The sequence below is a fragment of the Actinokineospora cianjurensis genome, assembly GCF_003663795.1.
Lineage (GTDB): Bacteria > Actinomycetota > Actinomycetes > Mycobacteriales > Pseudonocardiaceae > Actinokineospora > Actinokineospora terrae.
Genome location: NZ_RCDD01000003.1, coordinates 395233 through 414979, shown reverse-complemented (window position 1 = coordinate 414979; position 19747 = coordinate 395233). Strand labels below are relative to the sequence as shown.

Annotated in this window: 21 protein-coding genes; 7 read left to right on the top strand and 14 right to left on the bottom strand. The window is 72.0% G+C overall.

Annotated features, from left to right (window positions below):
• Positions 1-6 precede the first annotated feature (6 nt).
• The gene (locus CLV68_RS21495) at positions 7-450 is read left to right on the top strand and encodes a hypothetical protein (protein ID WP_121392701.1); all 444 of its coding nucleotides are present in this window, start codon (positions 7-9) and stop codon (positions 448-450) included.
• 95 nt (positions 451-545) lie between these two features.
• Here the strand turns inward: CLV68_RS21495 and CLV68_RS21490 are convergent, their stop codons facing one another.
• The 3 genes from CLV68_RS21490 to CLV68_RS21480 all read right to left on the bottom strand — a co-directional run bounded on the left by CLV68_RS21490 (position 546) and on the right by CLV68_RS21480 (position 4419).
• Positions 546-2396, bottom strand: coding sequence for a S8 family peptidase (locus CLV68_RS21490; protein ID WP_121392700.1), 1851 nt, complete (start codon positions 2394-2396; stop codon positions 546-548).
• Between the two features lie 554 nt (positions 2397-2950).
• The gene (locus tag CLV68_RS21485) at positions 2951-3391 is read right to left on the bottom strand and encodes a VOC family protein (protein WP_121392699.1); all 441 of its coding nucleotides are present in this window, start codon (positions 3389-3391) and stop codon (positions 2951-2953) included.
• A 50-nt stretch (positions 3392-3441) separates the two neighbouring features.
• Positions 3442-4419, bottom strand: coding sequence for a helix-turn-helix transcriptional regulator (locus tag CLV68_RS21480; protein WP_147460097.1), 978 nt, complete (start codon positions 4417-4419; stop codon positions 3442-3444).
• A gap of 245 nt (positions 4420-4664) precedes the next feature.
• On the opposite strand from CLV68_RS21480, the gene CLV68_RS21475 reads away from it, so the two are divergent.
• From CLV68_RS21475 to CLV68_RS21465, 3 genes are all read left to right on the top strand, one after another.
• Positions 4665-5378: a hypothetical protein gene (locus CLV68_RS21475; protein WP_121392697.1), complete on the top strand. Its 714-nt coding sequence runs from the start codon at positions 4665-4667 to the stop codon at positions 5376-5378.
• A 94-nt stretch (positions 5379-5472) separates the two neighbouring features.
• Entirely contained in the window at positions 5473-5802 is a 330-nt protein-coding gene (locus CLV68_RS21470) for a DUF2218 domain-containing protein (protein WP_092774542.1), read from the top strand.
• 60 nt (positions 5803-5862) lie between these two features.
• Positions 5863-6750, top strand: a complete 888-nt coding sequence (locus tag CLV68_RS21465) for a hypothetical protein (protein ID WP_121392696.1) — start codon at positions 5863-5865, stop codon at positions 6748-6750.
• A 30-nt stretch (positions 6751-6780) separates the two neighbouring features.
• On the opposite strand, the gene CLV68_RS21460 is transcribed toward CLV68_RS21465, so the two are convergent.
• The 8 genes from CLV68_RS21460 to CLV68_RS21425 all read right to left on the bottom strand — a co-directional run bounded on the left by CLV68_RS21460 (position 6781) and on the right by CLV68_RS21425 (position 14894).
• Positions 6781-7917 (bottom strand): 4-hydroxybenzoate 3-monooxygenase, encoded by a 1137-nt coding sequence (locus tag CLV68_RS21460; protein WP_121392695.1) that lies wholly within the window; start codon positions 7915-7917, stop codon positions 6781-6783.
• On the bottom strand, positions 7914-9020 hold the full coding sequence (pcaDC, locus tag CLV68_RS35355) for a bifunctional 3-oxoadipate enol-lactonase/4-carboxymuconolactone decarboxylase PcaDC (protein WP_121392694.1): 1107 nt from the start codon (positions 9018-9020) through the stop codon (positions 7914-7916). Before pcaDC ends, CLV68_RS21460 begins: the two co-directional genes overlap by 4 nt.
• Entirely contained in the window at positions 9007-9618 is a 612-nt protein-coding gene (gene pcaG / locus CLV68_RS21450; protein ID WP_121392693.1) for a protocatechuate 3,4-dioxygenase subunit alpha, read from the bottom strand. The genes pcaDC and pcaG overlap by 14 nt, the downstream gene beginning before the upstream one ends.
• 16 nt (positions 9619-9634) lie before the next feature.
• Positions 9635-10342, bottom strand: coding sequence for a protocatechuate 3,4-dioxygenase subunit beta (gene pcaH, locus CLV68_RS21445; RefSeq protein WP_121392924.1), 708 nt, complete (start codon positions 10340-10342; stop codon positions 9635-9637).
• A 70-nt stretch (positions 10343-10412) separates the two neighbouring features.
• Positions 10413-11045, bottom strand: coding sequence for a CoA transferase subunit B (locus CLV68_RS21440; protein ID WP_121392692.1), 633 nt, complete (start codon positions 11043-11045; stop codon positions 10413-10415).
• Positions 11045-11809, bottom strand: a complete 765-nt coding sequence (locus CLV68_RS21435) for a CoA transferase subunit A (RefSeq protein ID WP_121392691.1) — start codon at positions 11807-11809, stop codon at positions 11045-11047. The genes CLV68_RS21440 and CLV68_RS21435 overlap by 1 nt, the downstream gene beginning before the upstream one ends.
• Before the next feature lie 769 nt (positions 11810-12578).
• Complete coding sequence (locus CLV68_RS35910) at positions 12579-14249, bottom strand: IclR family transcriptional regulator domain-containing protein (protein ID WP_121392690.1); 1671 nt, start codon at positions 14247-14249, stop codon at positions 12579-12581.
• Positions 14250-14330: 81 nt separating this feature from the next.
• On the bottom strand, positions 14331-14894 hold the full coding sequence (locus CLV68_RS21425; protein ID WP_121392689.1) for a hypothetical protein: 564 nt from the start codon (positions 14892-14894) through the stop codon (positions 14331-14333).
• 208 nt (positions 14895-15102) lie between these two features.
• Here CLV68_RS21425 and CLV68_RS21420 point away from each other — a divergent pair, with 208 nt between their 5' ends.
• A complete protein-coding gene (locus CLV68_RS21420) occupies positions 15103-15957 on the top strand; it encodes a polysaccharide deacetylase family protein (protein WP_121392688.1) in 855 nt (284 codons plus the stop codon).
• Positions 15958-15992: 35 nt separating this feature from the next.
• Here the strand turns inward: CLV68_RS21420 and CLV68_RS34115 are convergent, their stop codons facing one another.
• Complete coding sequence (locus tag CLV68_RS34115) at positions 15993-16334, bottom strand: Rossmann-fold NAD(P)-binding domain-containing protein (protein WP_170224503.1); 342 nt, start codon at positions 16332-16334, stop codon at positions 15993-15995.
• 14 nt (positions 16335-16348) lie between these two features.
• The gene (locus CLV68_RS21410) at positions 16349-16915 is read right to left on the bottom strand and encodes a Glu/Leu/Phe/Val dehydrogenase dimerization domain-containing protein (protein ID WP_170224502.1); all 567 of its coding nucleotides are present in this window, start codon (positions 16913-16915) and stop codon (positions 16349-16351) included.
• A 15-nt stretch (positions 16916-16930) separates the two neighbouring features.
• On the opposite strand from CLV68_RS21410, the gene CLV68_RS21405 reads away from it, so the two are divergent.
• Both CLV68_RS21405 and CLV68_RS21400 read left to right on the top strand, forming a co-directional pair.
• Positions 16931-17116, top strand: coding sequence for an Lrp/AsnC ligand binding domain-containing protein (locus CLV68_RS21405; protein WP_211346706.1), 186 nt, complete (start codon positions 16931-16933; stop codon positions 17114-17116).
• A 432-nt stretch (positions 17117-17548) separates the two neighbouring features.
• The gene (locus CLV68_RS21400; RefSeq protein WP_170224501.1) at positions 17549-18340 is read left to right on the top strand and encodes an AfsR/SARP family transcriptional regulator; all 792 of its coding nucleotides are present in this window, start codon (positions 17549-17551) and stop codon (positions 18338-18340) included.
• A gap of 90 nt (positions 18341-18430) precedes the next feature.
• Here CLV68_RS21400 and CLV68_RS21395 read toward each other — a convergent pair whose 3' ends face one another.
• Entirely contained in the window at positions 18431-19546 is a 1116-nt protein-coding gene (locus CLV68_RS21395; protein WP_121392685.1) for a PLL family lectin, read from the bottom strand.
• Positions 19547-19747 lie beyond the last annotated feature (201 nt).

The following is a 19747-nucleotide window of genomic DNA, read 5'->3' as shown; positions in this document are numbered from 1 at the left end:
GCGACCATGTTCACCGTCTTCTACTTCGACAGCGCGGACTTCCCGCAGGGCCTCACCCCCGCGGCGGCCGCGGAGGTCGGCGTCGACCAGGGGAGTGGCACCTGGTCCGGCGTCGACTGCGAGGTGAGCGTGCACGACCTGGCGGAGTTGTCCGTGCTCGTGCTGGCCCACCCCCGGCTGCCGGACGGGTTCCCCGAGTCCTTCGCCGCCGCGTGCGACCAGGGCAAGCCCGCCGGGGCGTTCACCGCGGCGGTGGCCGACCTGGCGGAGGTCCTCGCGGTGGCCGCCACCCACGAGTCGGCCCTGCTCGACGGCGACGTCACCGCGCTCTACGCCGAGGGGTTCCCGGCCCTGTTCCTCAACCCGATCGCGGCCCACCTGCTCGACGTGCCCGCCGACCAGCGGCGGGCCGAGTCGACGATCCACTCCGGCCTGGTCGTCCTCGGCTGACGGCCGGAAAGGCCCGCGACAGCACGGTGCCCCGGTGAGCCGAGGCTCACCGGGGCACCGTCATCTTGTCGCTATCTCAACGGGGTGGGGCTCACTCAGAGGGTGAGGGTCCACGAGTTGATGTAGCCGGTGTCGTTGACGTACTGGTCGGACACCCGCAGGTTCCAGGTGCCGTTCTTGTTCTCCGAGGACAGGTTCACCGTGTACGAGCGGTTGATGTTGTCCGCGGAGCCGCCCGCGCGGTTGTGCAGGACGTAGGTGCTGCCGTCCGGGGCGACCAGGGTGACGACGAGGTCGCCGATGTAGGTGTGGACGATGTTCACCGCGACGGTGGCGGTGGCCGAGGCGCGGCCGGTGCAGTTCGCGACCGTGACCGGGCTGGAGACGGTGGCGTTGTCGCGGATGGTGTAGTCGGCGGAGTTGGTGACCGGGCCGCAGGAGCCGCCGGTGGTGCCGACGGTGATGGTGAACGACGCGGTGCCGGTCTTGCCCGCGGAGTCGCGGGCGGTGACGGTGACGTTCGCGGTGGCCGCGGCGGTCGGGGTACCGGAGATGGTGCCGGTGGAGGAGCTGATCGACAGGCCCGCGGGCAGGCCGGTGGCCGACCAGGTGTACGGGGAGGTGCCGCCCGAGGCCGAGTTGTTCACGCTGAACGGCTGGCCCACGGTCGCGGTCTGGTTGCCGGGGTTGGCGACCGAGACGTCACCGGGGGTGGTGCCGCCGTTGAGGAAGCTGATGTTGAGCAGGCGGTTCGGCGAGCCGGTGCCGATGCTGGTCAGCTTGTTGGTGCTGGAGTTGTTCACCAGGGCGGTCTGCACCTGCGCCGAGGTGGCGGAGGGGTTCTTGCCCAGGTAGACCGCCGCCGCGCCCGCGGTGTGCGGGGACGCCATCGAGGTGCCGGTCATCGTGGCGGTACCGGTGTTGCTGGAGTACGACGCCGAGATGATGCTGGTGCCCGGCGCGAAGATGTCCAGGCAGGTGCCGTAGTTGCTGGTCGAGTTGCGCACGTCGGTGGAGTTCGAGTTGCCGACGTTGATCGCCTCGGGGACCCGCTGCGGGCTGTAGTAGCAGGCGTCGTCGCTGGAGTTGCCCGCCGCCTGGACCCACTGCACGCCGCTGGCCACGAGGGCCTTCACCGCGTTGTCGAGCGAGTTGTCGGTGCAGCGCTGCTGGCAGCCGATGCTGTAGTTGACGACCGCGGGCTTCACCGCGTTGTTCCGGATCCAGTTGATGCCCGCGATGATGTCGTCGTTGGCGCCGGAGCCCTGGCAGTTGAGCACCCGGACCGCGGAGATGGTGGCCTTCTTGGCCACGCCGTAGGTGGTGCCCGCCGCGGTGCCCGCGACGTGCGTGCCGTGCCCGTGGCAGTCGGTCGGGCTGCTGTCGCCGTCGACGAAGTCGTAACCCGCGGCGACGCGGCCGGAGAACTCCTGGTGGTTGGCGTTGAGGCCGGAGTCCATGATGTACACCCGCACGCCCTGGCCGGGGTTGCTCGGGTAGGTGAACGACCGGTCCAGCGGCAGGCTCGCCTGGTCGATGCGGTCGTCGCCCCAGTTCGGCGGGTTGGTCTGGGTGTCGGTCAGCGCCATGGTGGTGACCTGCTGCACGTAGGCCACGCTCGGGTCCTTGGCGACCTTCGCGGCCTCGGCGGCCGACATCCGCGCCGAGTAGCCGTTGATGCCCGCGTCGTAGGTGTGCCGGATCTGCCCGCCGTAGCGCTGGGTGAGCGAGGTGGCCGAGGCGCTGACCGAGGCGATGCCCTGGCCCTGGGACTTGAAGGCGACGATGTAGCGGTCGGCCACCGAGTTGGCGGCACCCGCGTTGACGATGGCGGCGGAGCTTTCCTGGGCGGAGAACGCGGGCGGCGCGATGATCGCGGCGGCACCGGCGACGGCGGCGACGGAGATGGCCACGACCGCGGATCTCCGCGAGAGGCGAATCTTCATTGGTGTCCTTCTGTGCAGGGGACAGAGCCGAACGGTCCACGATGCCCTCACGGCGGACCGGACTCCGGAACAGTGCAATTGTCCCAATTCGGATACAAGCCCTATTCCTTCCCTGTGACCGTTCCGCTGTGAAAGCGCAGGTGAACGGCGTGAAGAACTGGCAAGGCTGGAACGTTCACAGTTGTTCACGGCAACAGTGAATGGCGCCCAATTCACTGTATTGACCCGGTGCGGCACCACTGCGACGAAGTGTGGACGCGGTACCGGGCACGCGGAAGACACGCGGTGGCGCGCCCCATGGTCACCGTCGGTGGTATCCGGTGACAAGAGGGAGTCACGATATGGGACGGGTGTCGAGTCTGGACGCGCTGCGCGGGATCACGATCCTGGGCACGTTCGGCACCAACGTGTGAGTCTTCTAGCTACCAGCGGGGCTCGGCATCACCGAGGGTCCGCTGTGGACGATCGCCTGCTTCGTCCTGAGGGCGTGGCTGCGGCCGCGGGGCCGGTGGAGGCGGTGTGGGGCGTGCTCCACCGGGCGCCCCGGCGGTGGCTCAGCTCACGCAGAACTCGTTGCCTTCCGGGTCGGTCAGCGTGACCCAGCCGTGCGGGCCCTGCGTGCCGTCGTGCAGCCGGGTCGCGCCCCTGGCGACCAGCGCCTCGACCGCGGCGGGGATGTTCTCCTGGCCGACCCAGACGTCGACGTGCACCCGGTTCTTCACCGTCTTGGCCTCCGGCACCCACTGGAACAGCACCCGCCGCCTGGTGCCGGTGGTCGGGTCGTCCGGGTGCTGGATGGCCGAGCCGGTGCGCCAGACGAGTACCCCGTTGTGCCTGGTGGTGTCGTCGTCGGTGGCGTACCCCTTGTCGATCATGGAGCGGATGAACGCCTCGTCGGAGGGCTCGACCACCCAGCCGAGGGTCTCCGCCCACCAGTCGGCGAGCGCGTGCGGGGTCTGGCTGTCGACGACGACCTGGAACACGTGTGGACTCATGCGGACCACCCTAGGCACCACCGCGGACAGGTGCTGTCCTCAAAGACCTGTCACGAACCCAACGTCTGGCTGGGCAGGACGCCGAAAGCCTCGCGGTAGTAGCCGGTGAAGCGGCCCGCGTTGAAGAAGCCCCACCTGGCCGCGACGGCGGTGACGGTCTCCTCGCCCGGGGTCGCCGACCGCAGTTCCTCGTGGGCGTGGTCGAGCCGGATCCGACGCAGGTAGGCCAGCGGCGTGGTGTCCAGGTGCCTGCGGAACGCCAGCTGCACGGCCCGGACGGTGACCCGCGCGGCGGCGGCCACCTCCGGCACGCTGACGTCGCGGGCGGCGTTCTCCTCCAGGTACGCGATGGCCCGGCGCAGCGTCGGCGGGTACGCGTCGTGCCGGTCGGTCCCGGTCGGCTCGGCGACCGTGGTGCTGGGGAAGGTGCTCAGCGCGGTCGCCGCCAGCAGCCTGCCCGCGTTGGACAGAACCAGCCGCGACACGGGCTCCCCGGTCAGCACGTCGTCGACCAGGTAGGCCACCATCCGCCGCCAGCGCCCCGCCGCGACCGCGCTGACCGGCCGGTACCCGGTGAACCGCGGCTGCCCGCTGGACACCTCGCCGAGCAGGGCGGTGTCGAAGGTGACCGACCGCAGCAGCGCCATCGACGACCGCGCGGCGAACCGCTGGCCGGGACCGGCGTGCACCAGCACGTCACCGGGGACCAGCTGGGCGTGGTCGCTGCCCAGGGTCCGCTCCGCGTGCCCCGCCCACAGCTCGACCACCAGCGGGCCGGTCGACTCGGCGCTGAAGCTCAGCTCGAACGGCAGCTGCAGGTCGTCGACGACGAACCGGCCGCCCGAGGCCCGCTCGTGGCGCAGCGTCCCGCCGTCGAGGGAGCCGATCCGCAGGTCGTGGTCCAGGGTCTCCACCAGGTACTGGTGCGCCACGTCGGGGTCGTCGGTCTCGAACCGGGACCGGCCGGGGCCGCGCTGGCTGGGCAGCACCACGTGAGTGCCGCCGGGCGCACTCGGTCGCGTCGTCATCGCCTGCCCTTCCGCCTACGGGTGTCACACCCGGCTACCCACCGCTGACCTGGGCTACCCCTGCTGTCCACCACTCCGGTGACCGCCGCCGAGTGGCCTCTGGCGCGTTCGGGCTGGTCACCGCCTACCTGGGAGGAGCCTGTGCGACCCATGAGTTGGCTGTGCGTGGCGCGGGTTCGCTCGGATGGGCTAGTGGCGGTGCCGACCTCCCGGGGGCAAGCGAACCCCACCGCGAGGCAGGAACGATGAACGTAAGCAGCATCTCCAGCGCGCAGACCACCGCGCTGACCCAGAAGCCAGACGCCTCGTCCACGCGCAAGGCGTTCCAGGCCGCCGCCAAGGCGCTGGACATGTCCACCGACGACCTGCGCAGTGCGCTACAAGACGGCCAGTCCCTCTCCGACATCGCCAAGGCCAAGGGCGTCAGCGAGTCGACCATCACCGACGCGATCACCAGCGCGACCTCGTCCGGCGGCGCCGAGATCGCCCAGAAGCTGCTCGCCGGGCCCGGCGGCGGCCACGGCGGTCCTGGCGGTCCCGGAGGTGGCCCCGGCGGTCCCGGTGGGCCCCCGCCGCCGCCCCGCGACTCCCGCGTCGACTCGGCCCTCAGCGCCGTCCAGGACGCCCTGGGCATCGACGACCTCGACGACGAACTGGCCTCCGGCGAGTCGCTGACCGACGTCGCCGCCGCCAACGGGATGGACGCCGCCACCCTCAAGACCACCCTCACCAAGGCCATCGGCGCCGCCGACTCCACCCTGTCGGCCGACGCGGTGTCCGAGCTCGCCGACAAGATCATCGAGGGTCCGCCGAAGCCCGAGCAGGACGACGCGGGCCCGCGGCAGCAGTTCGACCTGGCCCAGCGCTCGTACGACTCCACGGCGGTCAGCAAGCAGTTGGTGCAGAACCTGTACGCGCAGCAGTCACAGCTGGCGACCTCGGCGAGCTGGGCGGCCTGACCGGGTGCGACGCGCGTCATGTAGCCGGGTAGTTCGACAGGTGGCGACGTAACATCGCCGCAGGACTTGTTGGTGACGGAACGGGAGACGCGGCATGGCGACCTCGAGCGCGCGTGTGGTGACCGATCGGCCGGGGCGCTACGCCAAGCAGTTGGCGGCGCACATGGCCCGCAAGGTCGACACCAGCTGGGACGCCGACACCGGGGTCGGTGAGCTGCGTTTCCCGTTCGGCACCTCCAGCCTGGTCGCCGAGCCGGACGCGCTGCTGCTGACCGTGGACGGGGCCGCCGAGGACCTGGAGCGGTTGGAGGCCGTGGTCGGCAAGCACCTGGTGCGCTTCGGCGCCAAGGACGAGCTGGTCGTGCTGTGGAGCCGGTCGACGGGCGAGGCGGGCACCGAGTGGCGGCACTCCGGGGACGAGTGATGTCACCCGGTGTGCTGACCCGCCTCAAGGCGGCGCGGCCCGACGGTCGATGATCAGGGCATGCTGATCCGCCTCGTCCCACCGGTGGTCATCGCGTTGGCGTTGACCGCGTGCTCGTCCACCACCCCGGCCCAGCAGGCAGGAGCCCCCGCCGTCACGGCGGAGGAGATCGGCTGCCTCAAGACCGGGCAGACCGGTCAGACCGCGCTGCCCGCCGCGCCCACGACGACCACGCAGGCGTTCCGGGCGGCACCGCGGGTCCGGCAGGAGGACGAGGAGAAGGGCGCCGACGCCGTCTCCGCCGAGATCCGGCGCCAGCTCGACACCTACCAGAAGTCGGACTACCAGCACACGACGACGGTCAACCGCTCCGCGGGCACCTACATCGTCGACTGCTCGGGCTGGGGCAACGTCCTGCTCCGCGCCGCCGACTGCCCCGCCTACGCCGACCTGGTGCGCATCACCAACGAGACCAGGGGCACCGGCTTCCTCGCGGGCTGCGACCTCGGCGTCGGCGCCATCGAGCACGGCCCCTACGCCGCCGACTGGGCCGCCATGCTCACCCAGATCGAACCCGGCACCACCAACGGCCACTGGACCCGAGTCCCCACCGTCCCCGCCCTCACCCCCGGCGACATCGTCACCTACGCCCTGGGCCCCGGCGCCACCGACACCGGCCACGTCATGTTCGTCGCCGCCAAACCCACCCCCACCAAGGACCCCACCCGCTGGGTGGTCCCCATCGCCGACTCCACCGCGTTCCAACACGGCCCCACCGACAGCCGCAAGAACAACCCCCGCAACGTCGACGGCAAGGGCATCGGCACCGCCGAGATCACCCTGATCACGGACGCCTCCGGAGTACCGACGAACCAGTTCCTCTGGTACCCGACAGCACCGAATGTGGACACGGTGCCGAATCCGGTCCTGCTGGGGCACCTCAACTAACCGCACCTCAACCAACCGTTGCTCGCGTACCTACAGCGCAATACCGGTGTAGTTCTCGGCCAGGGCGGTGGTGGCCGCGCGGGAGGACGTGAGGTGGCGGAGTCGGGCGAGTTGGAGGTGGGTGTCGAACTCCGACTGGTCGGGGGCCAGGTGCAGGGTCGTGGTCATGAAGTGGGAGAAGTGCTGGGCTCGCCAGACTCGGTGTAGGGCGGTGTCCTCGTAGGCGTCCAGCAGGGCGGGGGAGCCGGTGCGGTTCAGTTGGTCGAAGGCGGCGGCGAGGAGGGTGACGTCGGAGGCGGCCAGGTTGAGGCCCTTGGCGCCGGTGGGTGGGACGATGTGGGCGGCGTCTCCGGCGAGGAACAGGGGGCCGTTGCGGAGGTTCTCGGCGACGGAGGCGCGCATGGGGAGGACGGACTTGGCGGTGATGGGGCCGCGGTGGGGGCGGTGGTCGGCGAGGCGGTGCTCCAGTTCGGTCCAGATGCGCGAGTCCGGCCACGCGTCGGGGGACTCGCCGTTGAGGACCTGGAGGTAGAGCCTGCTCACCGACGGGGAGCGCATGCTGGCCAGGGCGAAGCCGCGGCGGGAGTGCGCGTACACCAACTCGTGGTGCACCGGCGGCGCGTCGGCCAGGATCCCCAGCCACGAGTACGGGAACGCGCGCTCGTGCACCGGCCCCGGCACCAACCCGCGCGTCACCCCGTGGAAGCCGTCGCAGCCCACCACGTAGTCGCACACCAGGCTCCCGCCGTCGTGGTGCACGGTCGGGCGCCCGTCGAGGTCGGTCACCGCTCGGACCTCGGTGTCGAACAGCAGCGGCAGCCCGTCATCGAGCCGCAGCGCCACCAGGTCCTTGACCACCTCGGTCTGGGCGTGGATCCAGACCCGCGCGCCGGTCGTGCCGAGGAAATCCACCCGGTGCGCCGCGCCGTCGAACACGAGGTCGATGCCGTCGTGCGGGATGCCCTCGCGGTCCAGCCGGTCCGCCGCCCCCGCCGCGCGCAGGGTGTCCACTGTGCCCTGTTCGAGGATCCCCGCCCGCTGCCGCCGCTCGACGTACCCGCGGTCGCGGCTCTCGAACACCACGCTGTCGATCCCCGCGCGCTGCAACAACCGGCCCAGCAGCAACCCCGCGGGCCCGGCGCCGACGATCCCGACCAGCAGGCTCACTCCAGGACCTGTTGCGCGATGGCGAAAGCGGCGTTCGCGGCGGGCACCCCGCAGTAGATCGCCGACTGCAACAGTACCTCGCCGATCTCGTCGCGGGTGAGCCCGTTGCCCACCGCAGCGCGCACGTGCATCGCCAGTTCGTCGTGGTGCCCGCGCGCCACCAACGCGGTCAGCGTGATGGCGCTGCGCGTGCGCCGGTCGAGCCCGGGCCGGGTCCAGATCTCGCCCCACGCGTAGCGGGTGATCAGGTCCTGGAACGCCTCGGTGAACGGCGTGGTCCGCGCGATCGCCCGGTCGACGTGCTCGTCGCCCAGGACCTCCCGGCGCACCCGCATTCCCGCCGACTCCCTGTCCAGGAAGGCCAACAGTGCCGCGGTCACCGCATCCGGCCGGTCCACGACGGCCAGGTGCGCGGCCCCGGTGATCTCGGTCAGGCTCGCGTCCGGGATCCCGTCGACCAGCTCACGGGCCAGCGCGGGCGGTGTCGCCGGATCCGCCCGGCCCGCGATCACCAGCGTCGGCGCCTGGATCTCGGCCAACCGGTCTCGAATGTCGTAAGTGGACAGCGCGTCACAGCAGGCGGCATACCCGGCAGTGTCCACAGTGGCCAGATCATCGACCAGCCGCTTGCCCAAAGGGGACGAACCGGCGTTGGCGAACCACCGCGCGACGGTCGGCTCCAGCAACGACGCCGTCCCGTTGGCGCGCACGGACTCCGCCCGCTCCCGCCACTGCCGCGGCTCCCCGAACCGCGCCGACGAACACACCAGCGCCAGCCGTCCGATCCGAGCGGGCTCCAGCAATGCCAGCGTCGCCCCGACCGCGCCGCTGATCGAGATCCCCGCGTAGTCGAACCGGCGCCAGCCAAGGGAATCGGCCAACCGCAGCACGAGCCGGGCGAGGTCCTCGATGGACGCTCCGGCAGGCAGCGGCGGCGTGCCCGCGTGGCCGGGGAGCTCGAACCGCGCCACCCGGAACCGCCTGGCCAGCGCGGGCACCTGGTGGTCCCACACCGCGCTGGAGGTCCCCACCGACGGCCCCAGGATCAGCGGCGGCGCGCCATCGGGTCCGTCGAGCCGGTGGGTCAGGTCAGCAGAAGTCAAAGAACACCGTCTCTCGCTCGCCCTGCAGCCGGATGTCGAACCGGTACAGCCCGTCGCGCTCGCGCACCGCCAGCAACGTGTCCAGCCGCTCCGCGGGCAGGTCGGGGAAGTCCGCGCGCACGTGGTCGGCCTGCTCCGGCAGGTACACCCGCGTGTACAGGTGCCGCAGCAGCCCCCGCGCGAACACCGCCACCGCCAGGTACGGGGTCGCCCCCGGCCGGTGCGGCCCGGGCGCCACCGTGCGCACCGCCCAGTGCCCGTCCGCGTCGGTGGGCACCCGGCCGAAACCGGTGAACGCCGTCCCGTCCCGGCCGACGACCTCGCTGGTCACCTGGTCGTGCCGCAGCGAGCCGGGCGCCCCGGCCAGGCAGCCGTCCCGGTCGGCCTGCCAGATCTCCACCAGCGCGTCCGGCACCGGGCCGCTCGCGCCGTCGAACACCCGGCCGTGCACGGTGATGGTGTCCGGGTCGCCGTGGCCCGCGATGTGGCCGCCGCCGGTGAAGGGCAGCGCGTAGCCGAAGAACGGGCCGACGGTCTGCGCCGGGGTCGGCGGCAACCAGCCGGGAGCGTGCGGGTGCGAGTCGGGCTGTGGTGTCATCGATCCTCGTACGGCGTCATCGATCCTCGAACAGGGTGCGGGACGGTCCACCCAGGACGATGTCCCAGCGGTAGCCCAGTGTCCACTCGGGCAGGGACAGGTCGTGGTCGTACACCGCGACCAGCCGGTCGCGCGCGGACTGGTCGGTGACCGACCGCAGCACCGGGTCGTACGGGAACAGCGGGTCGCCGGGGAAGTACATCTGGGTCACCATGCGCTGGGTGAACGCGGTGCCGAACAGCGAGAAGTGGATGTGCGCGGGCCGCCACGCGTTGAGGTGGTTGCGCCACGGGTAGGCGCCCGGCCGGATGGTGGTGAAGTTGTACTCGCCGTCGGCGTCGGTCAGGCAGCGCCCGAAGCCGGTGAAGTTCGGGTCCAGCGGCGCGGGGTGCTGGTCGAGGTCGTGGGCGTAGCGGCCCGCGGCGTTGGCCTGCCAGATCTCCACCAGTTGCCCGGCCAGCGGCCGCCCGGTCCGGTCCAGCACCCGGCCGGTGATGGTGATCCGCTGCCCGGCGGGCTCACCGGTCCGGCCGAGGGTCAGGTCGTTGTCCAGCGCGGACACGTCGGTCACGCCGAACACCGGCCCGGTCAGCTCGACCGCCTCGGGGTCCACCACCGGCAGCGGTGCCTGCTTGGGGTGGCGCAGCGCGCTGCTGCGGTAGGGCGGGTAGTCCCGGTCGGGGTGGTCCGGATCCGGTGGTGGGAGCCGGTCGGCCTCGGCCATCGCGGCGTCGATGTCCCGTTGGGTCGGTTCCCCGGTCAGCGGTGTCGGCGGTCGCACGGCCTTGCTCCCCTCAGCACGCTTGCAGGTCGGCGTCGGTCTGCGCGGCCACCTCGGCCGCGCTGACCCCCGGTGCCGTCTCGACCAGCACCACCCCGGTGGCGCCCACGTCGAGCACGGCGAGGTCGGTGATGACCCGGTGCACGCAGCCGCGGCCGGTCAGCGGCAGGGTGCACCGCCGCACGATCTTGGGCGCGCCGTCCTTGGTGGTGTGCGTCATGATCACGATGACCCGCCTGGCGCCGTGCACCAGGTCCATCGCGCCGCCGATGCCGGTGACCAGCTTGCCGGGCACCGCCCAGTTGGCCAGGTCGCCGGTGGCCGACACCTGCATGGCGCCCAGCACCGCGGTGTCGATGTGCCCGCCGCGGATCATCCCGAACGACAGCGCCGAGTCGAAGTAGGCGGCGCCGGGCAGCACCGTGACGGTCTGCTTGCCCGCGTTGATCAGGTCGGGGTCGACCGCGTCCTCGGTGGGGAACGGCCCGGTGCCCAGGATCCCGTTCTCCGACTCCAGCGTGACGCTCACCCCCGGCGGCAGGTGCTCGGGGATCAGCGTCGGCAGCCCGATGCCCAGGTTCACGTACTCGCCGTCGCGCAGTTCCGCCGCGGCCCGCGCCGCCATCTGCTCCCTGGTCCAGGCCACTACTCGGCCCGCCCGCGCACCGTGCGGAACTCGATCTTCTTGTCGGCGGCCTGCTGCGGGGTCAGCTCGACCACCCGCTGCACGAACACGCCGGGCAGGTGCACGTGGTCGGGGTCGATCTCGCCCGGCTCGACCAGCCGCTCGACCTCGGCGACGGTGGTGCGCCCCGCCATCGCGGCCAGCGGGTTGAAGTTGCGCGCGGACTTGGTGAAGACCAGGTTGCCGTGCCGGTCGCCCACAGCGGCCCTGACCAGCGCGAAGTCGGTGGTGATGCTCTCCTCCAGGACGTACTCGACGCCGTGGAACACCCGGGTCTCCCTGGCCGGGGAGGCGAGGGCGACGGTGCCGTCGGGGTGGTAGCGCCAGGGCATCCCGCCCTCGGCGACCTGGGTGCCGACCCCGGCGGGGGTGAAGAACGCGGGGATGCCGTGCCCGCCGGAGCGCAGCCGCTCGGCGAGGGTGCCCTGCGGGATCAGCTCGACCTCCAGCTCCCCGGCCAGGTACTGGCGGGCGAACTCGGCGTTCGCGCCGATGTAGGACCCGGTCACCCTGGCGATCCGCCCCGCCGCGAGCAGCACGGCCAACCCGGAGTCGAGCGCGCCGCAGTTGTTGGACACCACGTGCAGCCCGCCCACCCCGGCCTCGTGCACCGCCTCGATGAGCGCGTTCGGCACACCGCTGAGCCCGAACCCACCCACCGCCAGGCTCGCCCCATCACCGATGTCGGCCACCGCCTCCTTGGCGCTGCCGATGACCTTGTCCATGCCCCGCCCACCCAGTCGTCGTTCGTCCGCGCTCGTCCGCGCTCGGTCCAACCGTGAGTACCCGCAGTGGTCGCCCGCGTTGTGTTCGTCTGGTGAACTTGTCTTCACCGTGTCCTCGCGGACGAGTGTCAGGCCGGGGCCGCGACCCTGTCAACCGGACCGGAACCTTGGATAGCCCGGCGTGGGCTGCACGGGGCAGGGGGGCGGGGCCGTTCAGGGGGTGGGTGGGTGGCAGTCGGATGGGGGGTGGGGTGGTGGGGGTTGTCCACAGGGTGGTTGTTTGGGCGGGCCGGTTTGTCGGTGCCGCTCGATAAGCTGTATATCGGGGGGTGCTTGGGCGGGTTTGATCTTGAGCTGGGGGTGTTCCGGCTCTCGTGCTCGCCTGCGGCTTCGACGATCAACGGCTCGCCTGCGGCATTGCGTGGGGGCGCGAGAAAGCGAAGAGCTCGATGGGGCGAACTTGTTTTGCGCGGGGCCCCTGAACTACCCGTGGCAGGACCGCAAAGCAGGGGCCGAAAAGCATGGCCCTGTCCGCGAACGACGCTACGGGCAGTCCTCCCCCACACAAAACAAGTCCGCCCCATCGAGCCGGGTTGGCACCAGCGGATCCGAGGAGCGGTTTCGGGCCAACCTTGTAGAGGGGCACGTTGAGGACCGATCGCTGTGAGGGGCGGTTGTTGGGCAGCCTCGTGGAAATCCTGGCCTCGCGGTCGCGTCCCCACGCGTCCCGTGTGGTGGGCGGACTTGGCGCGGTGGTCTGGGAGAGTGGTCAGACCTTGGGGACGGTGGCGAAGCGTTCGGTGACGTGGAGGTCGGATTCGATGGCGGTGGCCGCGTCGCGGAGGCGGGGGAGGACGTCGGTGAGGCATTCTTCGTGGGTGCGGCGTTCGCTGTGCATGGCGACGTTCACGGCTGCGACCACTGCTCCGGCGCGGTCGCGCACCGGGACCGCCACCGAGCGCACCCCGATCTCCAACTCCTCGTCGACCACCGCGTAGCCCCGTGTCCGGACCTCGTCGAGCGCGGCGAGCAGTTCCGCCCGGCCGGTGATCGTGTGCGGGGTGAGCGCCCGCTGCCGCGTCCGGTCCAGCCGCAGGCGCAGTTCGGCTGGTGGCAGGCTGGCCAGCAGGACCCGTCCCATCCCCGTGGCGTACGCCGGGAAGCGGGTGCCCAGGGTGATCTCGATGTCCATGATCCGCCGGGTCGCCGCTCTGGCGACGTACTGGATGTCGCGGTCGTCGTCGGCGGCGACGGCCAGGGAGGACGAGTCGCGGACCTGGGCCGCCAGTTCCTCCAGGTGCGGGGTGGCGATCCTGGCCAGCGTGGTCGCGGCCAGCACCGGGAAGCCGAGGCCGAGCACGCGCGGTGTCGGCCGGAACAGGCGGCCGTCCGTACTGACGTAGCCGAGGTGGACGAGGGTGATCAGCGCCCGTCTCGCCGTCGCCCTGGCCAGGCCGGTGGCGTGGGCGACCGCGCTCAGGCCCAGTTCGGCCCGGCCCGCGCCGAACGCGGTCAGCACGGTCAGGCCCCTGGCCAGCGACTCGATGAACTCCCGGCCCAGTTCCTGCTTCGACGCCCCGGTCCACGCCGCCAGGCCCACCGCGGCGCCGCCGTCGTCAGCGGGTCGGGGCGCGGTCCGCAGTTCGTGCTCCATCGCCGCGATGGCGTCGCGCAGGCAGGGCAGCAGCTCCCGGCGCAGCGACTCGGCGCTGTGGCGGCTGGTGTGGCTCGACACGCTCGTCACGCACGCCACCCGCCCGTCCGGCGACCGCACCGGCACCGCCAGCGCCACCAGCCCGCGCTCCACCAGTTGGTCGTCCACCGCCCACCCGCGCTCGCCCGCCGCCGCCACCAGGGCCGGGAAGTCGGGGGAGGGGCCCTGGCGCGGGCCGACGGCGGGGAAGCCGTGGTCGTCCGGGTCGGCGACGCGGCGGTCCTGCCAGCGGGCCCAGTCCTGCTCGGCCCAGCCGGTGGCGATCAGCTGCCCGGCCGCGGTGCGCTCGGCGGGCAGCAGGTCGCCGATGCCGAAGGTCAGCGACACGGCCCGGCGCCGGGTGGCGTGCTGGACGAACCGGACCCCGTCGCCGTCCCCGACGGCCAGCGACACCGACTCGTCGAGCTCCTGGGCAAGCCGCCGCGCCATCGGGCCGAGCCGGTCGGGGATGCCGAGCGCCGCCAGGTAGGCGTTGCCCGGCTCCAGCAGCCGCGGCGCCAGGCTGACCTCGCGCCGGTCCACCCGCAGGTAGCCCATCCGCTCCAGGGTCGCCACGACCCGGTCCACCGTCGAGCGGGCCAGGCCGCTGGCCCGCTGCAGCTCGCTGGGGCTGAGCGTGCCGCCGGAGTCGGTGAGCAACCGGGTCAGCAGCAGGCCCCTGGCCAGCGGCGCGACGGCTTCCACCGGGACGTCGGCGGGGGCTGGGTCCTCGGGCGTCGGTGGCATCGGCTCTCCGTACGTGGTCAGCGCTAGACCCTAAACGACCACATGCGACCCTGGATGACCCCCGTCACGCCCGGTGCGCGGCTAGTCGCCCGCGGTGGGCTGGGTCGGCGGTTGGCCGCCCTCGGTGCCCTGCTCACGGACGGTGGTCGCGGTCGCGGTGTCGCCGGACACGGTCGCCACGACGGTCACCGTGTCACCGGAGGCGATGTCGTCACTCGCCCCGGCGGCGGTGCTCGTGGTGAGGTCGGTGTCGGCCGTGATCGTGTAGGTCTTGGTGTAGCCGTCCTCGCTCACCGCCGTCAGCTCGGTCGCGCTGATGGCGGTGACCTCCCCAGTCTGCAACACCCGGGTCGTGGTGCCACCGGAGCCGTCGGAAACCTGGAACTCGCCGTGCAGCGCGCCGGTCAGCCCGCCGCCGGGGCCCGTGCCGCCGCCCTGGCCGCCCGGGCCCTGGTCGGTGCTCTGGCTGGTGTCGCTACCGGTGGCGGCGTAGGCGGCGTACCCGCCCGCGCCCGCGATCCCCACCGCGACGATCACCGCCAGCGCCGCCCTCCTCGGCGACCAGCGGCGGGGGGTGGGGGAGTCGCCCTTGTCGGCCGGAGCGCCCCAGGTGGACTGGTCGGTGGTGGGGGACTCGGTGTTCATGCGGTGCTCCTCGGGTGTCTGCGCCGTTCGTCCGGTACGCACCAAGGTTCGCCACCGCGGCTATGTCCGACCTGTGTGGTCAGCCAGAGGAGCCTGTGCGCCCGAACCGGTCCACAGTGGGCACTTCGGCGATCGACAAACAAGATCATCTAATGGTCGCCCGGGTGCCGTTGCCGCGCATAGGGTTCGCCCGCAGGAAGGGAGTTCCATGCTGAAGCGACTCACCCTCGTCACCCTCGCCCTGCTGGTGGCCGCCACCGCCCCCGCCGCGGCCGCCGCCCCGACCCCCACCGGGGAGGTCGTCTACACCACCCGGAGCACCGGCAAGGTCCTCGCGCTCACCTTCGACGACGGTCCGGCTCCCGAGATCACCCCGGCGCTGCTGGACCTGTTGCGGGAGAACAGGATCCGCGCCGTGTTCTGCCTGATGGGGTCCACCGCGGCCCAAGCGCCCGATCTGGTCAAGCGGATCGTCGCCGACGGGCACCCGCTGTGCAACCACTCGTACGCGCACGAGGACCTCTCGGCACTGACCCCGGCGCAGGTCCGGGCGAACCTGACCGCCACCGACGCCGCCATCCGCCAGGCGGCGGGCAACCCGACCCTGCCGATCCCGTACTTCCGGGCGCCGTTCGGCAGCTGGGGCAACGGGGTCACCGACATCGCCGCGTCGCTGGGCCACTCGTCGGTGGCCTGGACCGTCGACCCCCGCGACTGGGACGGTTCCGCCGCGCCGGTCCTGGTGGAACGGCTCACCGCGCAGGTCTACCCGACCGCGGTCGTGCTGTCGCACGACGGGGGTGGCGACCGCCACCCCACGCTCGCGGCGTACCAGCAGCTCATCCCCCGCTGGAAGGCCGAGGGGTACAGCTTCGACCTCCCCGCGGTGACCGGTGGGCCGTACCCGCCCGCGTGCACGTCCCCCGTGTGGCAGAAGAACTCCACCTACGTCGCGGGCAACCGGGTGTCGCAGGACGGGAAGCTCTACCAGGCCAACTGGTGGACCCGGTCCGAACGGCCCAGTGCGGCACCGTGGACGTGGACCAGCCTCGGCGCCTGCTGATCGTCCACTGTGGAGTATGATGCCGCGGAGCCCGGTCACCGGTGGTGGCCGGGCTCCGCCATTCGCAGTGCCACCGGCGTGTTCGCGGCGTCAAGTGGAGTGGTATCGGTGTCGAGGATCGCGCGGACGGTGTCGGCGATGCGGTCGACCTCCACCAGCGCCGCGTCGTGCGGGAGGCGGTCCACCTCGCGGGCGACGGTGTAGAAGATCCCGCCCGCGCTCGCGACGAAGTCCGGGATCCAGGTGATCCCCTTGTCCGCCAGGGTGTCGGCGACGTCGTCGGTGACCAGTTGGTTGTTGGCCGGGCCGACGACGAGGTCGGCGGCGATCTCGGTGTCGTGGTCGATCAGGCCGCCGATGGCGGCGGGGACCAGCACGTCGGCGGGGACGGTCAGCGCCTGCTCCGGGGCGACCCACCCCGCGCCCAGTCTTGTTGCCAGCAGGCGTTTCCGGCGTCGATGTCGGTGGCGGTGACCTCGGCGCCGTCGCGGACGAGGCTCTCCGCCAGGTACGCGCCCACCGAGCCGAGTCCGATCAGGACGACCCGTTTGCCTGCCACGGAACCGGTCGCCGCGCGCAGTGCCGCCCGGACGCCGATCGCGGTGGGTTCGCTGGACGACCCGCTCCCGCCCGCCGACTCGGGGGCGCGGAAGGCGTGCGGGAACTCGAGCATGTCCGCCGGGCCGGTGCCGATGTCGGGGCCTGCGCGGTAGCCGCCGTCGAAATCGGCGATGAGGTCGGCGTGGTCCAGGATCGCGGCCCGCCGCAGGTCCGGGTCGAGTCGCGTGCCCGGTGGTAGCGCGATCACGCTCTTGCCGCCCCCGAACGGGAGCCCGGCCGCCGCGCACTTCGCTGTCCTGGCCCGCGAAAGCCTAAGCACGTCGGCGATCGCGGCGTCGAGGTCGGGGTAGTGCTTGAGCCTGCACCCGCCGTCCCTCCCGGATGTCGAACACCTCACGCCGCGAAAGCCAGGGTGATCACCAGGCAGTCCGCGGGCGACGACGACTTCCTCATCCACGTCAGCGTCCAGTCCATCGACCACCTGCACGCCTTCCTGGTCGACCGGCTGGCCGTCCGCAAGGAGATCGTCACCTTCCGCAGCGACATCATCTACCGCCACCTCCGGGACCCGGTTCTGGAGCCCCTCCCCGCTCCGTGATCGCTTCTTGCCTCGATTTCCCTTCGGCTGGTCTGTGCTATCCGCATCGCTTGATCCGCTAACCGCTATCTAGATAATGGGCAGAAGGTGGAAGTCGGTGGAGGAGCAGGCAAGCCGACGCGTCGCCACAAAGCGCGCCTGGAGGGGAGACCAGGACCTTCGGCGATGAGACTCGGGCAACGGGTTGTGCCAAGGGGTGTCAAGGTCCTGACGTGCGTGATGGTGACGGGGTCGTGCGGTGGGGTGCATCGGGGGTCGTCGCGGAGGGTTTGCGGTGGGGTGAGGGGTGGTGCTCGGTCGGGGTGGTCGCTGCTCCATCCAGGGTGTGCCAAGGGGTCGGGCGAGCGGCGCGGGGTGGTGTGGGAGTCACCCCACGGTGATTGTGGACAGTGGCATAGTCGGTGGGGGTTGTCGCTGGCGTCGGGAGGTCGCGTGGTCGACGACGGTGGTGGGTTCGACGTGCTGGGGCCGTTGCGGGCCCACCGCCTCGGGGCCGCGATGCCGGTGCCGGTCGGGGTCCAGCGGGTGGTGCTGATGACGTTGCTGGTCGCGCGGCGGGCGGTCACCGGGCGGCACCTGCTGGACCTGGCGTGGCCGGACTCGGTGCCGCCGTCGGGGATGAAGGCGGTGCACGTGGCCATCTCCCGGCTGCGCGGCTGGTTGCGCTCGGCGTTCCCCGGCACCCACATCACCCGCGACAACGACTCCTACCGGCTCGACCTCGGCCCGTGGACCCTCGACGCCGACCGGTTCGACCACCTGGCCTGCCGCGGCATGGACCGCACCACCGCCACCGTCGTCCGGGTCCGCCACCTCGCCGCCGCGCTGGCCATCTGGCGCGGCCCGGTCCTCGACGCCCACCCGGTCGCCGCGGATTTCCCCACCACCGCGGGATGGGATCTCACCCGAACAGCCGCGGCCTGCGCCCTGGCCGACGCCGCCATCACCTCCGGCAGCCACCTGGTGGCGGTGCCCGCCCTCGCCGCCCTGGCCATCGAACGCCCGATGGACGAGGCGGTCTACGCCAGCTGGGCACACCTGCTCACCACCTGCGGCAGGCAAGCCGAGGCGGTCGCCGTCCTCAACACCATCCGCGCCCGCCTGGTCGACCATCTTGGCCTGGAACCCGGCCCGGTCCTGCGCGCCGCGCTCCAGCAAGCCCTGACCCGCCCACTCCCCGAAGCCCCCTACACCCCCACCCGCGTACCGATAGGTCCTTTGTAGACTCGGCTCGATGGAACGCGAACGGCCCAGGTCGCTCCCGGGGGAGGGTGACCTGGGCCGTCCGCGTGATGGGCTAGTCGGTGATACGGGTCAGTCGGTGATGGTGAAGCCCGCGTAGCGGCCGTCGGGGTCGGTCTGGGTGGTGGACCAGACCTGGCGGTCGGTGCCGGTGGCGAAGACCTGGAGGCGGCCGTCGACGTTCACCGAAACCGCCGCGCCGCTGGTGAAGCGGCCGCCGAGGGTCACCGGCGAGTTGAACCTGCCGGAGCCCGCCTCGGTTTCCACGACGGTCCAGATGGCGTTGTCGGAACCACGGCCGAAGACGCTGAGTCGACCGTCGGCCTGGCGGCTGGACGCGAACTGCTCGGCCGCCCAGTCGCCGCCCACGCGGGTGTAGCTGCCGAACGGGCCGCTCGGCTCGGTCTGCGGGAGTTCGTAGAGCGCGTTGTCCAGACCGCGCACGAGCAGGTGCAGCAAGCCGTCCACGCCGCGCTGCACGGCGGGCGGGGTGTTGATGGCTCCCCCGATGTAGACGTAATCGGCCTCCCACGCGCCCGACGCCACGGCCTGCGTCTTGACGTACACCGCGTCACCGCCGCCCCGGACGACGGCCACCAGGCGCCCGTCCGACTGCGCGGCCACGGCCGGGGACCCGATGATCCCGCCGCCGAGGTTGGTCCACGTCCCGGTGGTCGCGTCCGGCCCGTCCTGCTTCCACACCCACAGTTCCCCGATGGTCCCGCGCACCAGGGCCGACAGCGACCCGTCGGCGTTGCGGGCCACCGCGGGGTCGTCGGTCAGGCTGCCGCCGATGCGGATCCACGGCCCGAAGGTCCCCGTGTCGGCCTGCGCGCGCCACCACAGCGCGTTGTCGGTGCCCCGCGCGAACACGACCAGGTGGCCGCTGGCGTCGCGGTCCGCGACCGGCTTGCCCCCCAACTGGCGGTTGCCGACGTTGCGCCACCCGTTCCAGCCGACCCCGGGAACGGCCTGGGTGTCGTACCAGAGCGACCGGTCCGAACCTCTGGAGAAGACCACGAGCCTGCCGTCGATGTCCCGGCCGACCGCGGGGGTCAGCGTGGCCACCGGGCCGTAGTCGGCGCTCAGCGGCTTGTTCTGGACCGCTCCGGCGGTCCCGGCCACTCCCACCGCCACGGTGGCGGTGGTGACCGCGGCGATCAGCGCCCGACGCAGCAACGCGCGCATCTCGATCCTCCTGCCCGTTCCCCGAGGGGGCATGTCCTGCCCGTCGACTCCCGGGGAGCGTTCGCCGCCGATGCTGTCCACCGCTGTTTGCCCGGTGCTTGCGTGGGGCTTGCGCGGCGCTGATGCCGTTGCGGGACAACCTGTTCGGGGGCCCGGTGGTGACCCGGTGTGCGCGCGGGGCCGCCTTTCGGGTGCGGGCGC